The following is a 22,459-nucleotide window of genomic DNA, read 5'->3' as shown; positions in this document are numbered from 1 at the left end:
TACTAGCATTTGCCGTACAATCTGTTGTTCTATCGGTAACAGTTACTGTATAAGTTCCTGCTGATAAACCTGCAAGAGTAATTACATCACTTGATACAGATTGTGTAAACAGCGACCCTGAAACTGGGCTTGCTACACTGATATCATAATTGCCGGTTGCACTGAATCCTGTAACGGTAAACTGTGCTGAACCGTTATTGGTAGTACCATCTGCTGTATTACATGAAATATCATTTAGCAAAACTCCTGCAATAGCGATTGGAGTAACCGGATCAACTGTATAATTTCTTTCAATTGAACAGCCATTAGCATCGGTTACTTTGAATAAATAAGTACCTGGTGCCAAACCGGTAAACAAAGCATTGTTACCATTATTAACCGTGATTGGCGAAATGATCTCGTATTTAGCCATAGGAACATATCCGCCTGTTACTGTCAAAGCAATATCGGCAACATTGCTCGGACAAACAGGTGCTGTAGTCACAGCAAATGTAATATTGGTCAATGGCAAATATTTGTTTACTGTAGCGCTTCCGCTTACAATACAGCCATTGGCATCCTTAACAGAATAAACAATAGTCTGGTCTGTGCCATTATCTGAAACAACTAATGTATTGACTGAACTATAAACACCTGATCCGTTGAAGCTATAAGTATATGGAGCTGTACCTGTACCAACAGTAGCCGTTACAGTAACAACGGCAGGCTGTGGCACGTTGCCTGAATTACAGCCAAATGGCGTAACTGAAGATGTAGCTGCCAATACTGATGGCTCGGTGATCGTTACAGGAATAGCCGCTGAAGGACATCCTTTGGCATCCGTTACCACTACTGAATAAGTTGTTCCTGCAATAAGACCTGTATAGATTCCTGTTGCATTACCACTTGCATTGGCACCTGTGCCGCTTAGGGCATAAGTGTATGGCGCAACTCCGTTTGAAGCTGTTACTGTGATCGTACCGTTGCTCTCTCCATTACAAATTACTGCTGTTGGAACTGCAGAAGCAATTGGTGTTGCAGGTGTAGTCACAACTGCTGCATTAGTTGTTACTGAACAAACTGCTGCATTGCTGTCTGTAATCACAAAGGTATAGCTGCCTGCTGATCCAACTGAAGCTGTAAAGCCTGAACCTGTTACTGCTGTTGGCAATGCTGTTGTTGGCGAACCGTTCAAATACATTATATAGTTATATGGAGCAACCCCGTCTGTAATAACCACATCGATAGTAGCATCAACAGATCCTGCACAATACAAGTCTTTAGTCAGCGTAGCTGTAGCCAACAATTGTTTCTCGATTGTATAATTTACAAATGCTTCACAGCCATTGTCATCCTTGATGCCTAATCTATAAGTACCAGGTGATGTAAAGGTAGCTGTTGATGTAGCAATCGCTGATCCGTTTACTGTATATGATTTAACATTGTTATATGTCGTAGTCAACGCATCTAAGTCAACTGTAAGGTCTGATCCTGCATAACACTGTGGCGCTGCCGGATTAATTGTCGGAGCAGCATTGTTGGTGATCATAACATTCTCACTGTGGATACAGCCGTTAGCATCTTTTACATAAACATCCCATGAAAGGTCTGTCAGATTAGTATCTACTGACATTACTGCATTTGTACCATAAGCCGAAGCAACCGGTGCGGCTGAACCGCCTTGTACAACTGCATAAGTATAAGAGCCTGTTCCGCCTGTAACGCTACTAACCGTAATAGTAGAAACATCCTGTGAACAGAACACTTTTGTTCTTGCCACTTCGAAATCAATTGGATCCGGCTCTGTTATAATAATACTAGCATTTGCCGTACAATCTGTTGTTCTATCGGTAACAGTTACTGTATAAGTTCCTGCTGATAAACCTGCAAGAGTAATTACATCACTTGATACAGATTGTGTAAACAGCGACCCTGAAACTGGGCTTGCTACACTGATATCATAATTGCCGGTTGCACTGAATCCTGTAACGGTAAACTGTGCTGAACCGTTATTGGTAGTACCATCTGCTGTATTACATGAAATATCATTTAGCAAAACTCCTGCAATAGCGATTGGAGTAACCGGATCAACTGTATAATTTCTTTCAATTGAACAGCCATTAGCATCGGTTACTTTGAATAAATAAGTACCTGGTGCCAAACCGGTAAACAAAGCATTGTTACCATTATTAACCGTGATTGGCGAAATGATCTCGTATTTAGCCATAGGAACATATCCGCCTGTTACTGTCAAAGCAATATCGGCAACATTGGTCGGACAAACAGGTGCTGTAGTCACAGCAAATGTAATATTGGTCAATGGCAAATATTTGTTTACTGTAGCGCTTCCGCTTACAATACAGCCATTGGCATCCTTAACAGAATAAACAATAGTCTGGTCTGTGCCATTATCTGAAACAACTAATGTATTGACTGAACTATAAACACCTGATCCGTTGAAGCTATAAGTATATGGAGCTGTACCTGTACCCACAGTAGCTGTTACTGTAACAACTGCTGGCTGAGGCACATTGCCTGAATTACAACCAAATGGCGTAACTGAAGATGTAGCTGCCAATACTGATGGCTCGGTGATCGTTACAGGAATAGCCGCTGAAGGACATCCTTTGGCATCCGTTACCACTACTGAATAAGTTGTTCCTGCAATAAGACCTGTATAGATTCCTGTTGCATTACCACTTGCATTGGCACCTGTGCCGCTTAGGGCATAAGTGTATGGCGCAACTCCGTTTGAAGCTGTTACTGTGATCGTACCGTTGCTCTCTCCATTACAAATTACTGCTGTTGGAACTGCAGAAGCAATTGGTGTTGCAGGTGTAGTCACAACTGCTGCATTAGTTGTTACTGAACAAACTGCTGCATTACTATCTGTAATCACAAAGGTATAGCTGCCTGCTGATCCAACTGAAGCTGTAAAGCCTGAACCTGTTACTGCTGTTGGCAATGCTGTTGTTGGCGAACCGTTCAAATACATTATATAGTTATATGGAGCAACCCCGTCTGTAATAACCACATCGATAGTAGCATCAACAGATCCTGCACAATACAAGTCTTTAGTCAGCGTAGCTGTAGCCAACAATTGTTTCTCGATTGTATAATTTACAAATGCTTCACAGCCATTGTCATCCTTGATGCCTAATCTATAAGTACCAGGTGATGTAAAGGTAGCTGTTGATGTAGCAATCGCTGATCCGTTTACTGTATATGATTTAACATTGTTATATGTCGTAGTCAACGCATCTAAGTCAACTGTAAGGTCTGATCCTGCATAACACTGTGGCGCTGCCGGATTAATTGTCGGAGCAGCATTGTTGGTGATCATAACATTCTCACTGTGGATACAGCCGTTAGCATCTTTTACATAAACATCCCATGAAAGGTCTGTCAGATTAGTATCTACTGACATTACTGCATTTGTACCATAAGCCGAAGCAACCGGTGCGGCTGAACCGCCGCTTACAACGGCATACGTATAAGAGCCTGTTCCGCCTGTTACACCGCTAACAGTGATTTGCGAGATATCCTGTGAACAGAAAACTTTGCTTGCCGTTGCTGTGAAAGCAATTGCAACTGGCTCTGTAATGACAACACTTGTACTCTCTTTACAATGAGTCGTTCCGTCCTCAACACTTACTGTATAAGTTCCTGCAAGCAAATTAGTCAAAGTAAATACATCTGTTGATGATACAGCAGATTGGGTAAATGATAAACCTGAAGGCACGCTGGTTACAGTAATACCATAATTCCCAGTTGAACTAAATCCTGTAACTGTAAATGAGGCTGAACCATTATTTGTAGTGCCGTCTAAAGCATTACATGAAATATCGTTAATCAGCGTACCTACAATAGCAATCGGTGTTACCGGATCAACCGTATAAGATTCCTCATAAGTACAACCGTTGGCATCCGTTACCCTAAATACATAAGTACCTGCTGTTAATCCTCCAAATGTAGTGGTAGTCTGTTGTGGAACAATAACCGGAGAAGGCGCGATGGTCTCATATTGCAATGTACCTGTTCCTCCTGTATGGCCTGTAATCTCAACTGTACCCGCAGATGTACAAGTGACTGCTGATGTAGTGCTGAACGTTAAATCTGTCGGTGGAACCAAAGATGGAACATTAACACCGTTGGTCAATGTAAACAGACAGCCTTTCGCATCTCGTACAAATACATCAAATGTGATACCTGTATAAGTCTGATACGTATTGGTAGACGAATAATTCAATCCTCCGTCAAAACTATACTCATATGGAGCAGTACCTGTGCCTGCTGTAGCAACAACCGTTACTGTAGCCGGCTGAGGCGTATTGCTTGTACCACAGCTCAACGCTGTAGTAATACTAGAAGTAGCAGCTAAAGCTAATGGCTCGGTGATCGTTACAGGTAATGAATTTAATGTACAATTTCTGGCATTACGAACTGTTACAACATAAGCCGTACCTGCTGATAAACCTGTAAATTTATTTATTGTTTGCTCAGTAAGTCCTCCATCTAAACTATATTTATAAGGACCTTCACCTCCAGTAACATTAACTGTAATAGTTCCGTCAGCAGCTCCATTACAGCTTACATTTGTTACTGTTGTTCCAAATACTGTAGTTGGAATTGGATCTAAATCAAAACTAGTAGTCGTTTGACAAACAGTAGTATTATTAGCATCCGTAACTCTAAACACATAATTTCCTGCTGCTGTAGCCAAATATGGATTAGAAGCAGCTACAAAACCGCTACCATTGAAAGATACTTCATAACTATAATTAGCAGTTGGTGTTGTATTACCTCCTGTAGTTGTTAACGTAATTTCTGCTTCTGGTGTAGTTGTACAATCTAATTCTTTAGTCAATGAAGCCGATAAATTTAGTTTAGGATATACTTGATAATCAACATCTGCTGTACATCCGTTTCCATCTTTAATTACTAAATTATAAGTGCCCGCTGCATTAAATGTAAAACTTGGTGAGCTTTGGAAAGCACTTCCGTTTACACTATAGGTTGGTCCTCCAGCAATATCAGGATCAACTGTTCCTGAAAAAGTAATGGTAAACGCTGTTCCATCATAACAAATTGGAGCTGCAGGTGGTGTAACTGTTGGAGCATCATCAGCATCTAACGTTACAGCTGCAGTCTTAATACAACCATAAGCATCTTTTGCGTAAACAATATAATTACCTGTTACACTTGCTGCAAAAGTTGTATTTGATGTCCAGCCTGCAGTACTTGCTGTTGGTGGAGTCGCTGATGCTAATAAATATTGATATGTATAAGGTGCTGTACCATCTTTCGCCTGAGCAGCAATTACACCATCTTCATTACAATTAACTTTTTTAATTTTTGAAGCTGTAACAGATAAATCAATAGCTGATTCTGTAATATCAAATGGCGCTGAAGCAACACTACAACCTGCATTTGTTGCACCTGCATCTTCAGTAATTAATACAAAATAATTACCAAATGGCAATGTGCCAAAATTATTAACTACCAATGATCCACTTGCCGGTATAGTTGTACTAACTAATCCTCCCACCGGAGTAACAGATTGTGAACTATAAACCTGATAAGTAACAGGTGTTGCTACACCATATGTATGATTCATAGTAAATGTTACATTTCCATTTGCTGCACCTTTACAAGTAATGTTTTGAGCAACTAAATTATTAACAGTTAATGTAGAATTTGTCGGTATTGGAATCGTAGATGTTTCGAAATAATAACAACCTGTAACTTGATCATGGACAATGAAAGTATAAGTCACACCCGCTTTTAAATTAGGTATAGTAGTTTTTTTACTACCTACCGCATCTTCATCATACCAAGGTAATGCCGTTGGAGCAGTATAAGACATTCCTGGACCCGTATAAACAGCAAAATGGAAAGGTCCTGCACCCGTTAAACCTCCTGAAGTTCCAACTGCAACAATTGCTGAACCATCCGCAGAACAATCTGCTGGTGGAGAAATAACGGTAATATCCAAATCATCTGGTGGTGATGCAACCAAAATGTTTTGGTTCAAATTCTGACAACCATTCGCATCAGTAACAATTAATTCATACAAACCAAAATTAACAATATCAAATACTTGTGAATTACCTGTTTGATTTGTGAACTTTTGGTTGTAACCATTAACTCCTGTAACATGGTAAGTATAATTTGGAGTTCCACCTGTTACTCCATTAACAATTATTCTTCCTAATGAAATACCTCCGGCTGCACAAGTAATCGGGTCAACATCAAAATCAACCACAATAGGGTTTGGTTGAGAAATACTAATACTTCCTGTATCTGTACAACCTTTAGCATCTGTAACTGTAATTGTATAATTACCTGCTGCCAAACCTGAAGTCTGAGTTCCATAATTAGTTCCTGTTGTTGTATTTAATACATTGAAAACAAATGGAGCTAATCCTTTTGTATTATCAATTGTTATATTAATTGCTGCAGTATTATCACCATTACAATTAATAGATTGTGTCTGAGAAACACCTGTAATATCTGGGTTAACAGCTGGTGTAACCACAATTGCAGTTGTTGTTGAAGCAGAGCATAAATTAGCATCTGTAACCGTGAAAATATAATTTCCAGGAGTACTTGTAGTAAATACATTTCCTGCAAAAGTTCCTGTACCTGAACTTGCATAAGTAAATGGTCCTACTCCACCTGTTGGAGTTACTGTAATTTGCGCAGCTGTCGGAGCTGGATTACAAGTAATATCTTTATTTAAAACTGCACTTACAGTCAATTGTGGAGCCACTGTAACTGTGTTACTATCTATAGTACAGCCATTAGTGTCTTTTACACGAATAGTGTAAGTTCCTGATGATGTTACTGTGAAAATATTAGATGCCTGGTAAGAAGCCCCTCCATTAATACTATAAGACAATGTTCCTGTCCCACCTGTTGCTGATACAGAAATAGTATAACCTCCAGCTGTCCCTAAACAACCTGCTCCAGAAGCAACAGCTGCTGTTGGCGCACTATCTTTGGCAATAGCAACATCCACTTTAACGGTACATCCGTTTAGGTCTTTCACCCAAACATCCCATTGCGTATTTGTAGTAGGATTCAAATCTGCACTGTTGCTGGCAACGTAATCTGCTGCTGTCGGAGCAACACCATCCTGCTTGTAAGCATATGTATAACCCGGAGTTCCTCCTGTAGCCGTTACGGTAACTTTAGAGGTAGCAACATTACAGTTCGCATTTACCGTTGAAGCTGTAGCTCCTAATAAACTTGGCTCGGTTATAGTCACAGAAGTAGGGAATGTACATCCTGTAGTCTCATCTGTGAAAACAACATCATAAGTACCTACACCAAGATTTGGCAAAGTAAACGAAGCTCCACTCTGAGCCGTAACTGCAGCATTTGTGTTGACTTTATAACTGTAACTAGAACTAAACTGGCTTACATCATATCGGATAGAACCTGTAGAACCTCCATTACAATAGACATCGTTTAGCTTAGTGGCAATCGCTGCAATCTTAGTAGCAACAGGAACCGTATGTGAGCCTGTAGCATAACAACCGCTAGCATCGGTCACTTTGAAGCTATAAGTAACCCCTCCGGCCAATCCGGTGAAAACTCCTGTAGTATTTGATGTCGCTGCTGCTGCTGGTGACGTAATGGCATAAGTAATCGTACCAACTCCTGTACCTGATGCCAAAGCAACTGTAACGGTACTGGTAGTACGAGAAGCCGGGCTGCAATAAATATCGGTATGGGTAATACCTGAAATTACAGGTGCATTCAATCTGTTGATAGTAACTGAACCGGTGAAAGTACAGCCATTATTGTCTTTTACGATATAATCTATAGTCTGGTCTGAACCGTTATCATTAACTGTGAAAGTTCTTGTACCTGTAAAAGCACTTCCCTCAAAACTATACGTATAGGGAGCAGTACCTGTCGTTGGTACATTGATCGTAACAACTGCAGACTGCTTAACGTTTGTAGCATTACAGCTAAAGGCTGTCGCTGTAGCTGTAGTAGTAAGGGCTGTTGGCTGGGTAATGGTAACAGTAACTGAACCTGGACATCCTTTACTGTCTTTAACATAAAAAGTATAAGTGCCTGCTGCCAATCCTGTAAAGGTAGACGTTGCAGTAAATCCGCTGGTAGCATTGTTACTGTAAGTATAACCACCTGAACCGCCAGCACCTGTCAAGGTAACCGAACCATTGGCTGCACCTCCGTTACAGCTAACATTTACCTGCGTAGCTGTTACGGTAGGGTTTGAAATCGCATTGACTGTAGCTGTAGTGGTGACTGTACAGCCTGGTGTATTGGAATCTGTAACTCTAAAAATATAAGTCCCTGCACTAGCTGCTGTATAAACATTACTAGCCATTGGTGCGTATGTAGAACCGCCGTTGTCAGAAACCTCATAAGTATAAGTCGATTTACCTCCTGATACTGTAACGGTAATCTGAGCCTCTGGAGTCGTTGGTGAACAACTAAGCTCTCTGGTTACTGCTGATGTAGCAGTCAACTGTGGATAAACCGTAATTGGTGTGGCAGAAGCTGTACAGCCATTGCCATCTTTTACCCAAACAGTATAAGTACCTGCCGAAACTGTAAAAGTATTTCCTGACTGGAATGTTCCAGTAGATCCGCCAATTCCATATGTCAAACTTCCTGTTCCTCCTGTACCGGTAGCCGCAATCGTAAAACTACTGCCTGATCCTGTACATTGGTTACTCACCGATGCCGTAACTGATGGGGTATTGTCTGTTGTAATGGTAACATCCACTTTAACGGTACATCCGTTTAGGTCTTTCACCCAAACATCCCATTGCGTATTTGTAGTAGGATTCAAATCTGCACTGTTGCTGGCAACGTAATCTGCTGCTGTCGGAGCAACACCATCCTGCTTGTAAGCATATGTATAACCCGGAGTTCCTCCTGTAGCCGTTACGGTAACTTTAGAGGTAGCAACATTACAGTTCGCATTTACCGTTGAAGCTGTAGCTCCTAATAAACTTGGCTCGGTTATAGTCACAGAAGTAGGGAATGTACATCCTGTAGTCTCATCTGTGAAAACAACATCATAAGTACCTACACCAAGATTTGGCAAAGTAAACGAAGCTCCACTCTGAGCCGTAACTGCAGCATTTGTGTTGACTTTATAACTGTAACTAGAACTAAACTGGCTTACATCATATCGGATAGAACCTGTAGAACCTCCATTACAATAGACATCGTTTAGCTTAGTGGCAATCGCTGCAATCTTAGTAGCAACAGGAACCGTATGTGAGCCTGTAGCATAACAACCGCTAGCATCGGTCACTTTGAAGCTATAAGTAACCCCTCCGGCCAATCCGGTGAAAACTCCTGTAGTATTTGATGTCGCTGCTGCTGCTGGTGACGTAATGGCATAAGTAATCGTACCAACTCCTGTACCTGATGCCAAAGCAACTGTAACGGTACTGGTAGTACGAGAAGCCGGGCTGCAATAAATATCGGTATGGGTAATACCTGAAATTACAGGTGCATTCAATCTGTTGATAGTAACTGAACCGGTGAAAGTACAGCCATTATTGTCTTTTACGATATAATCTATAGTCTGGTCTGAACCGTTATCATTAACTGTGAAAGTTCTTGTACCTGTAAAAGCACTTCCCTCAAAACTATACGTATAGGGAGCAGTACCTGTCGTTGGTACATTGATCGTAACAACTGCAGACTGCTTAACGTTTGTAGCATTACAGCTAAAGGCTGTCGCTGTAGCTGTAGTAGTAAGGGCTGTTGGCTGGGTAATGGTAACAGTAACTGAACCTGGACATCCTTTACTGTCTTTAACATAAAAAGTATAAGTGCCTGCTGCCAATCCTGTAAAGGTAGACGTTGCAGTAAATCCGCTGGTAGCATTGTTACTGTAAGTATAACCACCTGAACCGCCAGCACCTGTCAAGGTAACCGAACCATTGGCTGCACCTCCGTTACAGCTAACATTTACCTGCGTAGCTGTTACGGTAGGGTTTGAAATCGCATTGACTGTAGCTGTAGTGGTGACTGTACAGCCTGGTGTATTGGAATCTGTAACTCTAAAAATATAAGTCCCTGCACTAGCTGCTGTATAAACATTACTAGCCATTGGTGCGTATGTAGAACCGCCGTTGTCAGAAACCTCATAAGTATAAGTCGATTTACCTCCTGATACTGTAACGGTAATCTGAGCCTCTGGAGTCGTTGGTGAACAACTAAGCTCTCTGGTTACTGCTGATGTAGCAGTCAACTGTGGATAAACCGTAATTGGTGTGGCAGAAGCTGTACAGCCATTGCCATCTTTTACCCAAACAGTATAAGTACCTGCCGAAACTGTAAAAGTATTTCCTGACTGGAATGTTCCAGTAGATCCGCCAATTCCATATGTCAAACTTCCTGTTCCTCCTGTACCGGTAGCCGCAATCGTAAAACTACTGCCTGATCCTGTACATTGGTTACTCACCGATGCCGTAACTGATGGGGTATTGTCTGTTGTAATGGTAACATCCACTTTAACGGTACATCCGTTTAGGTCTTTCACCCAAACATCCCATTGCGTATTTGTAGTAGGATTCAAATCTGCACTGTTGCTGGCAACGTAATCTGCTGCTGTCGGAGCAACACCATCCTGCTTGTAAGCATATGTATAACCCGGAGTTCCTCCTGTAGCCGTTACGGTAACTTTAGAGGTAGCAACATTACAGTTCGCATTTACCGTTGAAGCTGTAGCTCCTAATAAACTTGGCTCGGTTATAGTCACAGAAGTAGGGAATGTACATCCTGTAGTCTCATCTGTGAAAACAACATCATAAGTACCTACACCAAGATTTGGCAAAGTAAACGAAGCTCCACTCTGAGCCGTAACTGCAGCATTTGTGTTGACTTTATAACTGTAACTAGAACTAAACTGGCTTACATCATATCGGATAGAACCTGTAGAACCTCCATTACAATAGACATCGTTTAGCTTAGTGGCAATCGCTGCAATCTTAGTAGCAACAGGAACCGTATGTGAGCCTGTAGCATAACAACCGCTAGCATCGGTCACTTTGAAGCTATAAGTAACCCCTCCGGCCAATCCGGTGAAAACTCCTGTAGTATTTGATGTCGCTGCTGCTGCTGGTGACGTAATGGCATAAGTAATCGTACCAACTCCTGTACCTGATGCCAAAGCAACTGTAACGGTACTGGTAGTACGAGAAGCCGGGCTGCAATAAATATCGGTATGGGTAATACCTGAAATTACAGGTGCATTCAATCTGTTGATAGTAACTGAACCGGTGAAAGTACAGCCATTATTGTCTTTTACGATATAATCTATAGTCTGGTCTGAACCGTTATCATTAACTGTGAAAGTTCTTGTACCTGTAAAAGCACTTCCCTCAAAACTATACGTATAGGGAGCAGTACCTGTCGTTGGTACATTGATCGTAACAACTGCAGACTGCTTAACGTTTGTAGCATTACAGCTAAAGGCTGTCGCTGTAGCTGTAGTAGTAAGGGCTGTTGGCTGGGTAATGGTAACAGTAACTGAACCTGGACATCCTTTACTGTCTTTAACATAAAAAGTATAAGTGCCTGCTGCCAATCCTGTAAAGGTAGACGTTGCAGTAAATCCGCTGGTAGCATTGTTACTGTAAGTATAACCACCTGAACCGCCAGCACCTGTCAAGGTAACCGAACCATTGGCTGCACCTCCGTTACAGCTAACATTTACCTGCGTAGCTGTTACGGTAGGGTTTGAAATCGCATTGACTGTAGCTGTAGTGGTGACTGTACAGCCTGGTGTATTGGAATCTGTAACTCTAAAAATATAAGTCCCTGCACTAGCTGCTGTATAAACATTACTAGCCATTGGTGCGTATGTAGAACCGCCGTTGTCAGAAACCTCATAAGTATAAGTCGATTTACCTCCTGATACTGTAACGGTAATCTGAGCCTCTGGAGTCGTTGGTGAACAACTAAGCTCTCTGGTTACTGCTGATGTAGCAGTCAACTGTGGATAAACCGTAATTGGTGTGGCAGAAGCTGTACAGCCATTGCCATCTTTTACCCAAACAGTATAAGTACCTGCCGAAACTGTAAAAGTATTTCCTGACTGGAATGTTCCAGTAGATCCGCCAATTCCATATGTCAAACTTCCTGTTCCTCCTGTACCGGTAGCCGCAATCGTAAAACTACTGCCTGATCCTGTACATTGGTTACTCACCGATGCCGTAACTGATGGGGTATTGTCTGTTGTAATGGTAACATCCACTTTAACGGTACATCCGTTTAGGTCTTTCACCCAAACATCCCATTGCGTATTTGTAGTAGGATTCAAATCTGCACTGTTGCTGGCAACGTAATCTGCTGCTGTCGGAGCAACACCATCCTGCTTGTAAGCATATGTATAACCCGGAGTTCCTCCTGTAGCCGTTACGGTAACTTTAGAGGTAGCAACATTACAGTTCGCATTTACCGTTGAAGCTGTAGCTCCTAATAAACTTGGCTCGGTTATAGTCACAGAAGTAGGGAATGTACATCCTGTAGTCTCATCTGTGAAAACAACATCATAAGTACCTACACCAAGATTTGGCAAAGTAAACGAAGCTCCACTCTGAGCCGTAACTGCAGCATTTGTGTTGACTTTATAACTGTAACTAGAACTAAACTGGCTTACATCATATCGGATAGAACCTGTAGAACCTCCATTACAATAGACATCGTTTAGCTTAGTGGCAATCGCTGCAATCTTAGTAGCAACAGGAACCGTATGTGAGCCTGTAGCATAACAACCGCTAGCATCGGTCACTTTGAAGCTATAAGTAACCCCTCCGGCCAATCCGGTGAAAACTCCTGTAGTATTTGATGTCGCTGCTGCTGCTGGTGACGTAATGGCATAAGTAATCGTACCAACTCCTGTACCTGATGCCAAAGCAACTGTAACGGTACTGGTAGTACGAGAAGCCGGGCTGCAATAAATATCGGTATGGGTAATACCTGAAATTACAGGTGCATTCAATCTGTTGATAGTAACTGAACCGGTGAAAGTACAGCCATTATTGTCTTTTACGATATAATCTATAGTCTGGTCTGAACCGTTATCATTAACTGTGAAAGTTCTTGTACCTGTAAAAGCACTTCCCTCAAAACTATACGTATAGGGAGCAGTACCTGTCGTTGGTACATTGATCGTAACAACTGCAGACTGCTTAACGTTTGTAGCATTACAGCTAAAGGCTGTCGCTGTAGCTGTAGTAGTAAGGGCTGTTGGCTGGGTAATGGTAACAGTAACTGAACCTGGACATCCTTTACTGTCTTTAACATAAAAAGTATAAGTGCCTGCTGCCAATCCTGTAAAGGTAGACGTTGCAGTAAATCCGCTGGTAGCATTGTTACTGTAAGTATAACCACCTGAACCGCCAGCACCTGTCAAGGTAACCGAACCATTGGCTGCACCTCCGTTACAGCTAACATTTACCTGCGTAGCTGTTACGGTAGGGTTTGAAATCGCATTGACTGTAGCTGTAGTGGTGACTGTACAGCCTGGTGTATTGGAATCTGTAACTCTAAAAATATAAGTCCCTGCACTAGCTGCTGTATAAACATTACTAGCCATTGGTGCGTATGTAGAACCGCCGTTGTCAGAAACCTCATAAGTATAAGTCGATTTACCTCCTGATACTGTAACGGTAATCTGAGCCTCTGGAGTCGTTGGTGAACAACTAAGCTCTCTGGTTACTGCTGATGTAGCAGTCAACTGTGGATAAACCGTAATTGGTGTGGCAGAAGCTGTACAGCCATTGCCATCTTTTACCCAAACAGTATAAGTACCTGCCGAAACTGTAAAAGTATTTCCTGACTGGAATGTTCCAGTAGATCCGCCAATTCCATATGTCAAACTTCCTGTTCCTCCTGTACCGGTAGCCGCAATCGTAAAACTACTGCCTGATCCTGTACATTGGTTACTCACCGATGCCGTAACTGATGGGGTATTGTCTGTTGTAATGGTAACATCCACTTTAACGGTACATCCGTTTAGGTCTTTCACCCAAACATCCCATTGCGTATTTGTAGTAGGATTCAAATCTGCACTGTTGCTGGCAACGTAATCTGCTGCTGTCGGAGCAACACCATCCTGCTTGTAAGCATATGTATAACCCGGAGTTCCTCCTGTAGCCGTTACGGTAACTTTAGAGGTAGCAACATTACAGTTCGCATTTACCGTTGAAGCTGTAGCTCCTAATAAACTTGGCTCGGTTATAGTCACAGAAGTAGGGAATGTACATCCTGTAGTCTCATCTGTGAAAACAACATCATAAGTACCTACACCAAGATTTGGCAAAGTAAACGAAGCTCCACTCTGAGCCGTAACTGCAGCATTTGTGTTGACTTTATAACTGTAACTAGAACTAAACTGGCTTACATCATATCGGATAGAACCTGTAGAACCTCCATTACAATAGACATCGTTTAGCTTAGTAGCAATCGCTGCAATCTTAGTAGCAACAGGAACCGTATGTGAGCCTGTAGCATAACAACCGCTAGCATCGGTCACTTTGAAGCTATAAGTAACCCCTCCGGCCAATCCGGTGAAAACTCCTGTAGTATTTGATGTCGCTGCTGCTGCTGGTGAGGTAATGGCATAAGTAATCGTACCAACTCCTGTACCTGATGCCAAAGCAACTGTAACGGTACTGGTCGTACGAGAAGCCGGGCTGCAATAAATATCGGTATGGGTAATACCTGAAATTACAGGTGCATTCAATCTGTTGATAGTAACTGAACCGGTGAAAGTACAGCCATTATTGTCTTTTACGATATAATCTATAGTCTGGTCTGAACCGTTATCATTAACTGTGAAAGTTCTTGTACCTGTAAAAGCACTTCCCTCAAAACTATACGTATAGGGAGCAGTACCTGTCGTTGGTACATTGATCGTAACAACTGCAGACTGCTTAACGTTTGTAGTATTACAGCTAAAGGCTGTCGCTGTAGCTGTAGTAGTAAGGGCTGTTGGCTGGGTAATGGTAACAGTAACTGAACCTGGACATCCTTTACTGTCTTTAACATAAAAAGTATAAGTGCCTGCTGCCAATCCTGTAAAGGTAGACGTTGCAGTAAATCCGCTGGTAGCATTGTTACTGTAAGTATAACCGCCTGAACCGCCAGCACCTGTCAAGGTAACCGAACCATTGGCTGCACCTCCGTTACAGCTAACATTTACCTGCGTAGCTGTTACGGTAGGGTTTGAAATCGCATTGACTGTAGCTGTAGTGGTGACTGTACAGCCTGGTGTATTGGAATCTGTAACTCTAAAAATATAAGTCCCTGCACTAGCTGCTGTATAAACATTACTAGCCATTGGTGCGTATGTAGAACCGCCGTTGTCAGAAACCTCATAAGTATAAGTCGATTTACCTCCTGATACTGTAACGGTAATCTGAGCCTCTGGAGTCGTTGGTGAACAGCTAAGCTCTCTGGTTACTGCTGATGTAGCAGTCAACTGTGGATAAACCGTAATTGGTGTGGCAGAAGCTGTACAGCCATTGCCATCTTTTACCCAAACAGTATAAGTACCTGCCGAAACTGTAAAAGTATTTCCTGACTGGAATGTTCCAGTAGATCCGCCAATTCCATATGTCAAACTTCCTGTTCCTCCTGTACCGGTAGCCGCAATCGTAAAACTACTGCCTGATCCTGTACATTGGTTACTCACCGATGCCGTAACTGATGGGGTATTGTCTGTGGCTATGTCAACTCTTCTTTTTGCAATACATCCATTGGCATCTTTCACATAAATATCCCAAGCCATATTTGCTCCTGAATTTGTATCAATCGTGAAAACTGAACCTGAAGTATACGTTGAAGTAGGTACTGTAGAAGGGCTTATCGCATAAGCATATGTATATGAAGGTGTACCACCTGTAGCTGTAACCGTAATCTGTGAATTGTCATTGTTGCAGTTTACATTCGTTCCTACTGCACTGGTAATAGATAATGCCGATGATGGCTGTGTAAGTGTAACGCTATAAGTAGCCGGACAACTCGTTTTTCTATCATTTATTGTAATAGTATAAACACCAGCAGGTTGTGGAGCAGTTACATTAATAGTGGTTATAGTCTCACTTATGTTATTAGCACTTTGAATAACTGTATTAGCAGCGTTTCTAATTACATAATCATATCCTCTATCTTTAACTCCACTTACAGTGAACTGAATAGTACCTGTTTCACCAAAACATTTAATTGGTGTTAACACAGAACCACCTGCAACAATATCCGGAGAACTTTTTATATGATAATTCAAATCGAAACTACATCCGTTTTTATCTGTAGCCCTAAAAATATAATCCCCTGGTTTAAGATTTTTAAATTCACCATCTGATACAATAGCAGAACTATATCCTGCAGGACCAGAAATAATTTGATATTTAATAGGTGTTATCCCGCCTTTTGCCTGAAATTTAACGTGAGCTTCGTAGGCCGGACACTCTAAACCTGTATCAAACATTACATCGATACCAGTAATAGATGACTTAGGATTAATTACTACTGGTATTGGTCCATATTGACACCCTTTACTGTCCTTAATATATGCGTTTACAGTCCCGGCAGAACTAGTAGAATACGTATTGCTTGAAGTAAAATTGGTAGTTCCATTGAAACTATACTGGTATGACCCTGAACCACCTGAAGCCATAACTGTTACGACGGCTGGTACAGTACCTGTGCTGCTACAACCTAAATCTGTAGTACTAATTGTTCCTCCAACAGCTGTTGGGTTTATAATGGTAACATTACTTACAGCAGATTCACAACCTTTACTGTCGATTACTTTAATATTATAAGTACCTGCTGCTAAACCAGTAAACTGGTTTGTTGACTGAGTCGTGTAGGTAGTCGCAGAACTTAATTTAATCGCATAAGTATAAACAGTGGTAGCACCATTCGAAGCCGTAACCGTAATAGTACCATCATTAGCATTATTACAGGTAATGTCGGTTTTATTAAATGTTAAAGTTGGTGTTGTTTTTGGAGAAACTATTATAGTATTACTTGTTGCAGTACAACCTTTGCTGTCTGTAACTGTAAATACATAATTACCTGCCTGACTAGCTGCGTAAGGGAAGGAATTAACTACTGTATATGCACCTCCGTTATAAGATACGCTATAAGTATAATTTGGACCATACCCACCCGATACAGCAGTTGTAATAGAGCCATCTGCCAAACACGTTAAATCCTGAGCCAAAGTTGCATTTAATTGCAATTGTGTTTCAATAATAATATTTGGAATTGTTGCTGTACAATTATTGCTGTCAGTTACTACAATAGTATGGGTTCCAGGTGCAACATTACTAAAAGTATTAGTTGTAATTGGAGTATTATTATCTAATTTATAAGTATAAGGACCTACTCCTCCACTAGCAGTAACAACCAAAGTTGCAGGATTAGACGGCGTGTAACACCAGTCTGTTGCTCCAGCCAGAATTGCAGTTGGAGAGGTTGGGTTTGTAATTGTTATTGGTGCAGATGCAGGTGACAAACAATCATTTGCATCTTTTACCTGAATCGTATAAGTTCCCTGAGCTACATTAGAGAACGTTTTATTCGTCTGAAATGGCGCAACAATACCTGAAGAATTACTCAATTGATATTGATAACTTCCTGTACCTCCTGTAACTGTAGTAACCGTAATAGTTCCTGCTGCTGTACAAGTTGGATTTGTTTTATCTACCTGAACAATCAATATTGCCTGTGGAGCTTTAATTTCTGAATCAAATGAAAATGAGCAAGCCTGTGGAGTAGTATTGTTTTTTACAATTACTTTATAAACTCCTACTCCTAATCCAGAAATTGTTACAGGTGAAGTCTTAGAATTAATAAACGATGCTCCATTATCTATTGAATAATAAAATCCTGCAGCCGTATCAAAATTGGTTGCAGTAATGGTAATACTGCCATCATTTGAACTACTACATTTTGCATCCTGAATACCTGGTGTAGGTGCATTAAATGCTCCGTTTGTATTAATAACAACCGGAATTTCTATTTCGTTTCCACAAGCTTTTGGAATCTGACGCACCCAGATATCATCAATTAGTACATCATTCCCATTAAATTCATTACTATATGAACGTATAACAAAACTTAAATTATTGTATGCACCTGGATTTAATGATAACTCTTTAAATTCCCATTTTTCTGATTTTGGTACTCTCCATGGATTTGCAGTATCAGTAGTTGCAACAATCGTTTCTGTTCCACCAACATTATTCAAGTTACTAATTAATTGTATAGTTAGTTTTGGATCATCATGTCCTGTATAAGCTGCCCTCATTAAATTTTCAGCCCATAATGAAATAATTACCGGTTGGTTGGGTATAACATCATAAATAGGTTTACTATATAAAATACCTCCGATACCTGCTGAACCTCCAACATTCACACATAAAAATCTACTTGTATTATCAGCTGGATTTGTATGATCTCTTGGATCACTTAACCAAGAACCACTAAAAGTAGTTCTAATTTTACTTGCTACTGCATATTCCCCATCATTAATCCATTCGTCCTTATTACATTTATAATTTGGATCTAGATGTGTCGTTGCTTCATCTTCAAAACAATAAGCAGGATTAATACCCGGAGTAGTTGTAAATCCTCCTCTTCCAAAGTTTTCCTGCAATAAATTACTATAAGTAGAAACAGTTTGTACATTATATTTTACAATAACAGTATGATTTCCAACAGGAACATTTGTAAATACATTGCTTGTTATTGGAGTATTTGGAACAGCAGTTGCTGAACCATTCTTTTTAATATAATATTCATAAGTATAGGTAGTTCCATTACTTGTCGTAGGAGTATTTACCACAACAGTAGCAGTAGCAGAACCATCACAATTGTATATAGGAGTAATATTATTGTCAATTGACGGATCCTGTGGTTTAGGATCTAAGATAACATTATAAGGTATTTTATAAATACAACCGTTATTATCTCTTACACGCAGATCATAAGGAACTGTTGAAGATACAACATACTTCTGAGGAGAAGTTTGCCATGTTGCACCACCATCAAAACTATATTGGTAAGGTGCTAAACCTCCCTCTACATTTGTAAATCTTATCAATCCAGTTGGCTGCCCTGCCTGTAAAGTTCCACAACCTGCCAATTCAGCAACACCTGCAGATGCAGTTACTGCCGAGGTTGGTCCTGATATAATAACTTGTTGAGCAGGATCGGTACAGAATTTGGTTTGTTGTCCATTCCATTCAGAGGTAAAAGTGATACCGTATCTTACTACCACATTATAAGTACCTGGTGCTAAATTTAAAAATGTAGGGCTTGACTGGAACGTACCACCATTATTGATACTATATTCTATTGAATATCCATTACCTCCGGAAGTTAAATTTACATCTATACGAGCTGGATCGTCATAACAATTACTATTTGTATGCGAAATAGTGTAAATTGGTTTAGTATTATCAGGAACATTTACAGTAATTGTTTTTGTACAAAGTTTTGAATCACGTACCAAAACAGTGTAATCTCCTGGTGTTGAAGCTAAAATTATAATAGCATTTGGATCGGTATTATCATTTAATGAAGATGCCTGAGGCTCTGTTGATCCGTTTACAAAAAAAGAAAATCCCCAATTACCATCCTGAGCAGAAACTTTAATTTTTCCCGGACCACAACTGGTCAAAGGTTCTATAATACGTCCTGTCACTCGTATGTCAGAAGCTGTTCCGTTAATGTATTTGCCAACACGCTGTCTACATTGGACATTATTACTGGCATCCCTTGTAGTTACTTCAACTTCATAATATTTACCTGGAGTCAAATTCGAAAACTCATGAACTCGGCTTGATAGCGGACCTACCTGTTGTACAAGTGTTCCTCCATCATATAATGCAAAGTAGTATCCTGAAAGACCATCACTGGCACTTACCTGAATACTTCCTTTTTCTCCATAACAAAGTGGCTGTACATTAGGATTATCAACTGTGGCATTTAAATCAATTCTACGTATTTCAATAGTATGTGTTTTATATTCACAGGTTCTCGCAACACCTTTAAGTCTATACTTAACAATATAAGTACCTGCATTCCAAATATCAAATACGTTGCTATCCTGATAACCAGTAATATTTGTTCCACTGGCGTTAGCTAAAACATATTCATATCCTGTTAACTTATCAACAGTTATATTACCTTTATTATTACAAATAATGTCTTTATGAGTTTCATTTATCGTTAATTCATTTTTGTAAACATTAAAATAATAACGGTTAAAACAAATTCCAGAGTTAATTGTAACTCGATACTGTCCTGCCGCATTCGCCAAAAAAGTAGGTCCATTAGGCCCTGCAGATACCCATTGATTTTCGCAAGCAGAACCTTCATTTGCACATAAATCTGATAAGGCAGCCGGAGGAAGACAAGTTGTCTTTTCCCAAACTATACTAGTCGCTCCTGTAATTTTTGTATCTAATAACCTTGAATCGTTTGCACCACAAAGAAAAATTTTAGGAAGTGGTTTTCCATTATCCGGACAAACAATAATACTTCCATTAGATTCTTTGTTGTCAGCATATTCAATTATCGGATTTGTTTTAAACTGATTAAAAGGTTCTACTGTTATAATTTCCTGCAAATCGACGCATGGAGGATTCGCTGTATTATAAACATAATAAGTTCCCGGTTGTGTTACTGTTAATGTCTGTGAAGTTCCAATAACCGGTGATCCTGTAGGACTGGTAGACCAAGAATAGGATTTATAACCGCCAGATGCGGAAATTGTCATATTTGCACCACACAATTCCTGCCTCCTGTTTTTACAGGCATCCACACCAACCAAGAAATTGGTAGACTGAGGTATAATAGTACAACCTGCAACTGAAGTATAACTTTGATCGTTAAATGTTCCAGTATTATCAGTTCCTAAATAATTTGAATAAGCCGTATTTTTTATCAAATTCGAACAAGCATTTGTTAGCTTAGAACAATCATCTACTACTTTAACTTTAAAACGAATTTGTGATTTTGGATCGTTTATTTTTAATAAATTATTAGGAACATTAAAAGTTAATACTCTAGTAGTAGCATTATATTGTACAAACTGATTACCGGCAGCAGTAGTTGGCATTGTCATCCCAGTTGGCAATGTAAGAATATCTGCTGGAAAATTAAATTCTGTATTAATTGGTAATTCGTCTGTTATTACATAGGATCTTGCATTATCATTTCCTTCATTCTCGAAACCTAATTCATATGTTAAGACATCACCTAAATGAACATCTGCGTTACTGGCGTCATTATTACTGGCATCTTTAACTGCTTTAGTCAAAATAACTTTAGGGGCAATAATGTCTACAGAAAATGCTGTAAAATAATAAATAAAAATATCACTACTCGTACCTAAAGTTATTGTCGCAGATGTATCGTTATTTTTAATAATATTAGATGAAGGGTCTATATCAATAACACCGGTGTCAAAACCTAAAGTATTAGTACTATTTGGAACTCTATCTGTAAAAGATGTATTTAGAGAATTTATCGAACTGTTAAAAAAATTATTTTGACCATTTTGTAAAGGTCTTCTTGCTGGTGTGATCGTAGTTCCGTTTATCTGAAGATAATCTCCTGTGTAACCATAATCTCCTTCAAGAGCAGCAAATGCGAATCTTGCCTTAACAGGACCAGTAGGTATAGTAGTAAAACCACTAATCACAGTATTGTTTGGTCCGCCTCCTTGTGCCCTTGCAGTAAATCCATTAAATGTAGAAATTGCTTTTGATGGTAAACTGGAATCTTCATAAACAATAAAAAGAGACCAACCCGCAGAATTACCTGTCCCACCATTGAACCCCTGACTTGCAACTACATTGGCAACGGTATATGTTCCATTAGGATTTGTAGGACTTAGCAAACTTGTTATTTCGGCAAAGCAAGCATATGCCTGAGTATTATCCGGGTTAATACCACCAGCACTAGTTGTGATATCGTGAATAATTGTACCTGTTATATCCTGATAAGAATTATTTGAAGTGTTAGGTACCTTGATTTTTACCTTATTAATATTCGATCTGTCTGCAGGTGATTTTAAAGTACCTGACCAATATAAAGCTGCATATGCAATTCTATAACATGGATCTGCAGGAGCCTGATTATTTGGTACAGTAAGATTAGCACTACTAGAACTAAAAATTCCAGAAGTAGCACCATTGTCGATATTAATATAGCGCATATCAAAATCACCATTGAAACCCGTCCCATTATAAGCAGTGTTAGGGCTTGTAACATTACCATTGTTGCTTACAGAACGTCTGTTAAGTATATTATTCCCAATTACAAGGAAATCTCCTTTCAACTGTTGATTAAACTGCCTAACAAAAGGTTTTAAATTCTGGGAAGAACCAATATTGCTTAGTAAAATGAACAAAAACAATAATGCAATTTTTAGAATCGTAGGTTTTTTCAT

Annotated in this window: 1 protein-coding gene (only partly in view); it reads right to left on the bottom strand. The window is 40.0% G+C overall.

Annotation, left to right across the window (positions count from 1 at the left end; all coding sequences use genetic code 11):
* Window positions 1-22,459: the 5' portion of a T9SS type B sorting domain-containing protein gene (locus tag ACNC7R_RS00180; RefSeq protein WP_417938977.1), read on the bottom strand. It extends 9,452 nt beyond the left edge of the window; the window shows 22,459 of its 31,911 coding nt (coding positions 1-22,459); it begins with the start codon at window positions 22,457-22,459; its stop codon lies beyond the left edge, outside the window.

This window comes from Flavobacterium adiutor, from assembly GCF_048282555.1.
GTDB lineage: Bacteria > Bacteroidota > Bacteroidia > Flavobacteriales > Flavobacteriaceae > Flavobacterium.
This window is presented reverse-complemented; position numbering and strand designations above follow the sequence as displayed.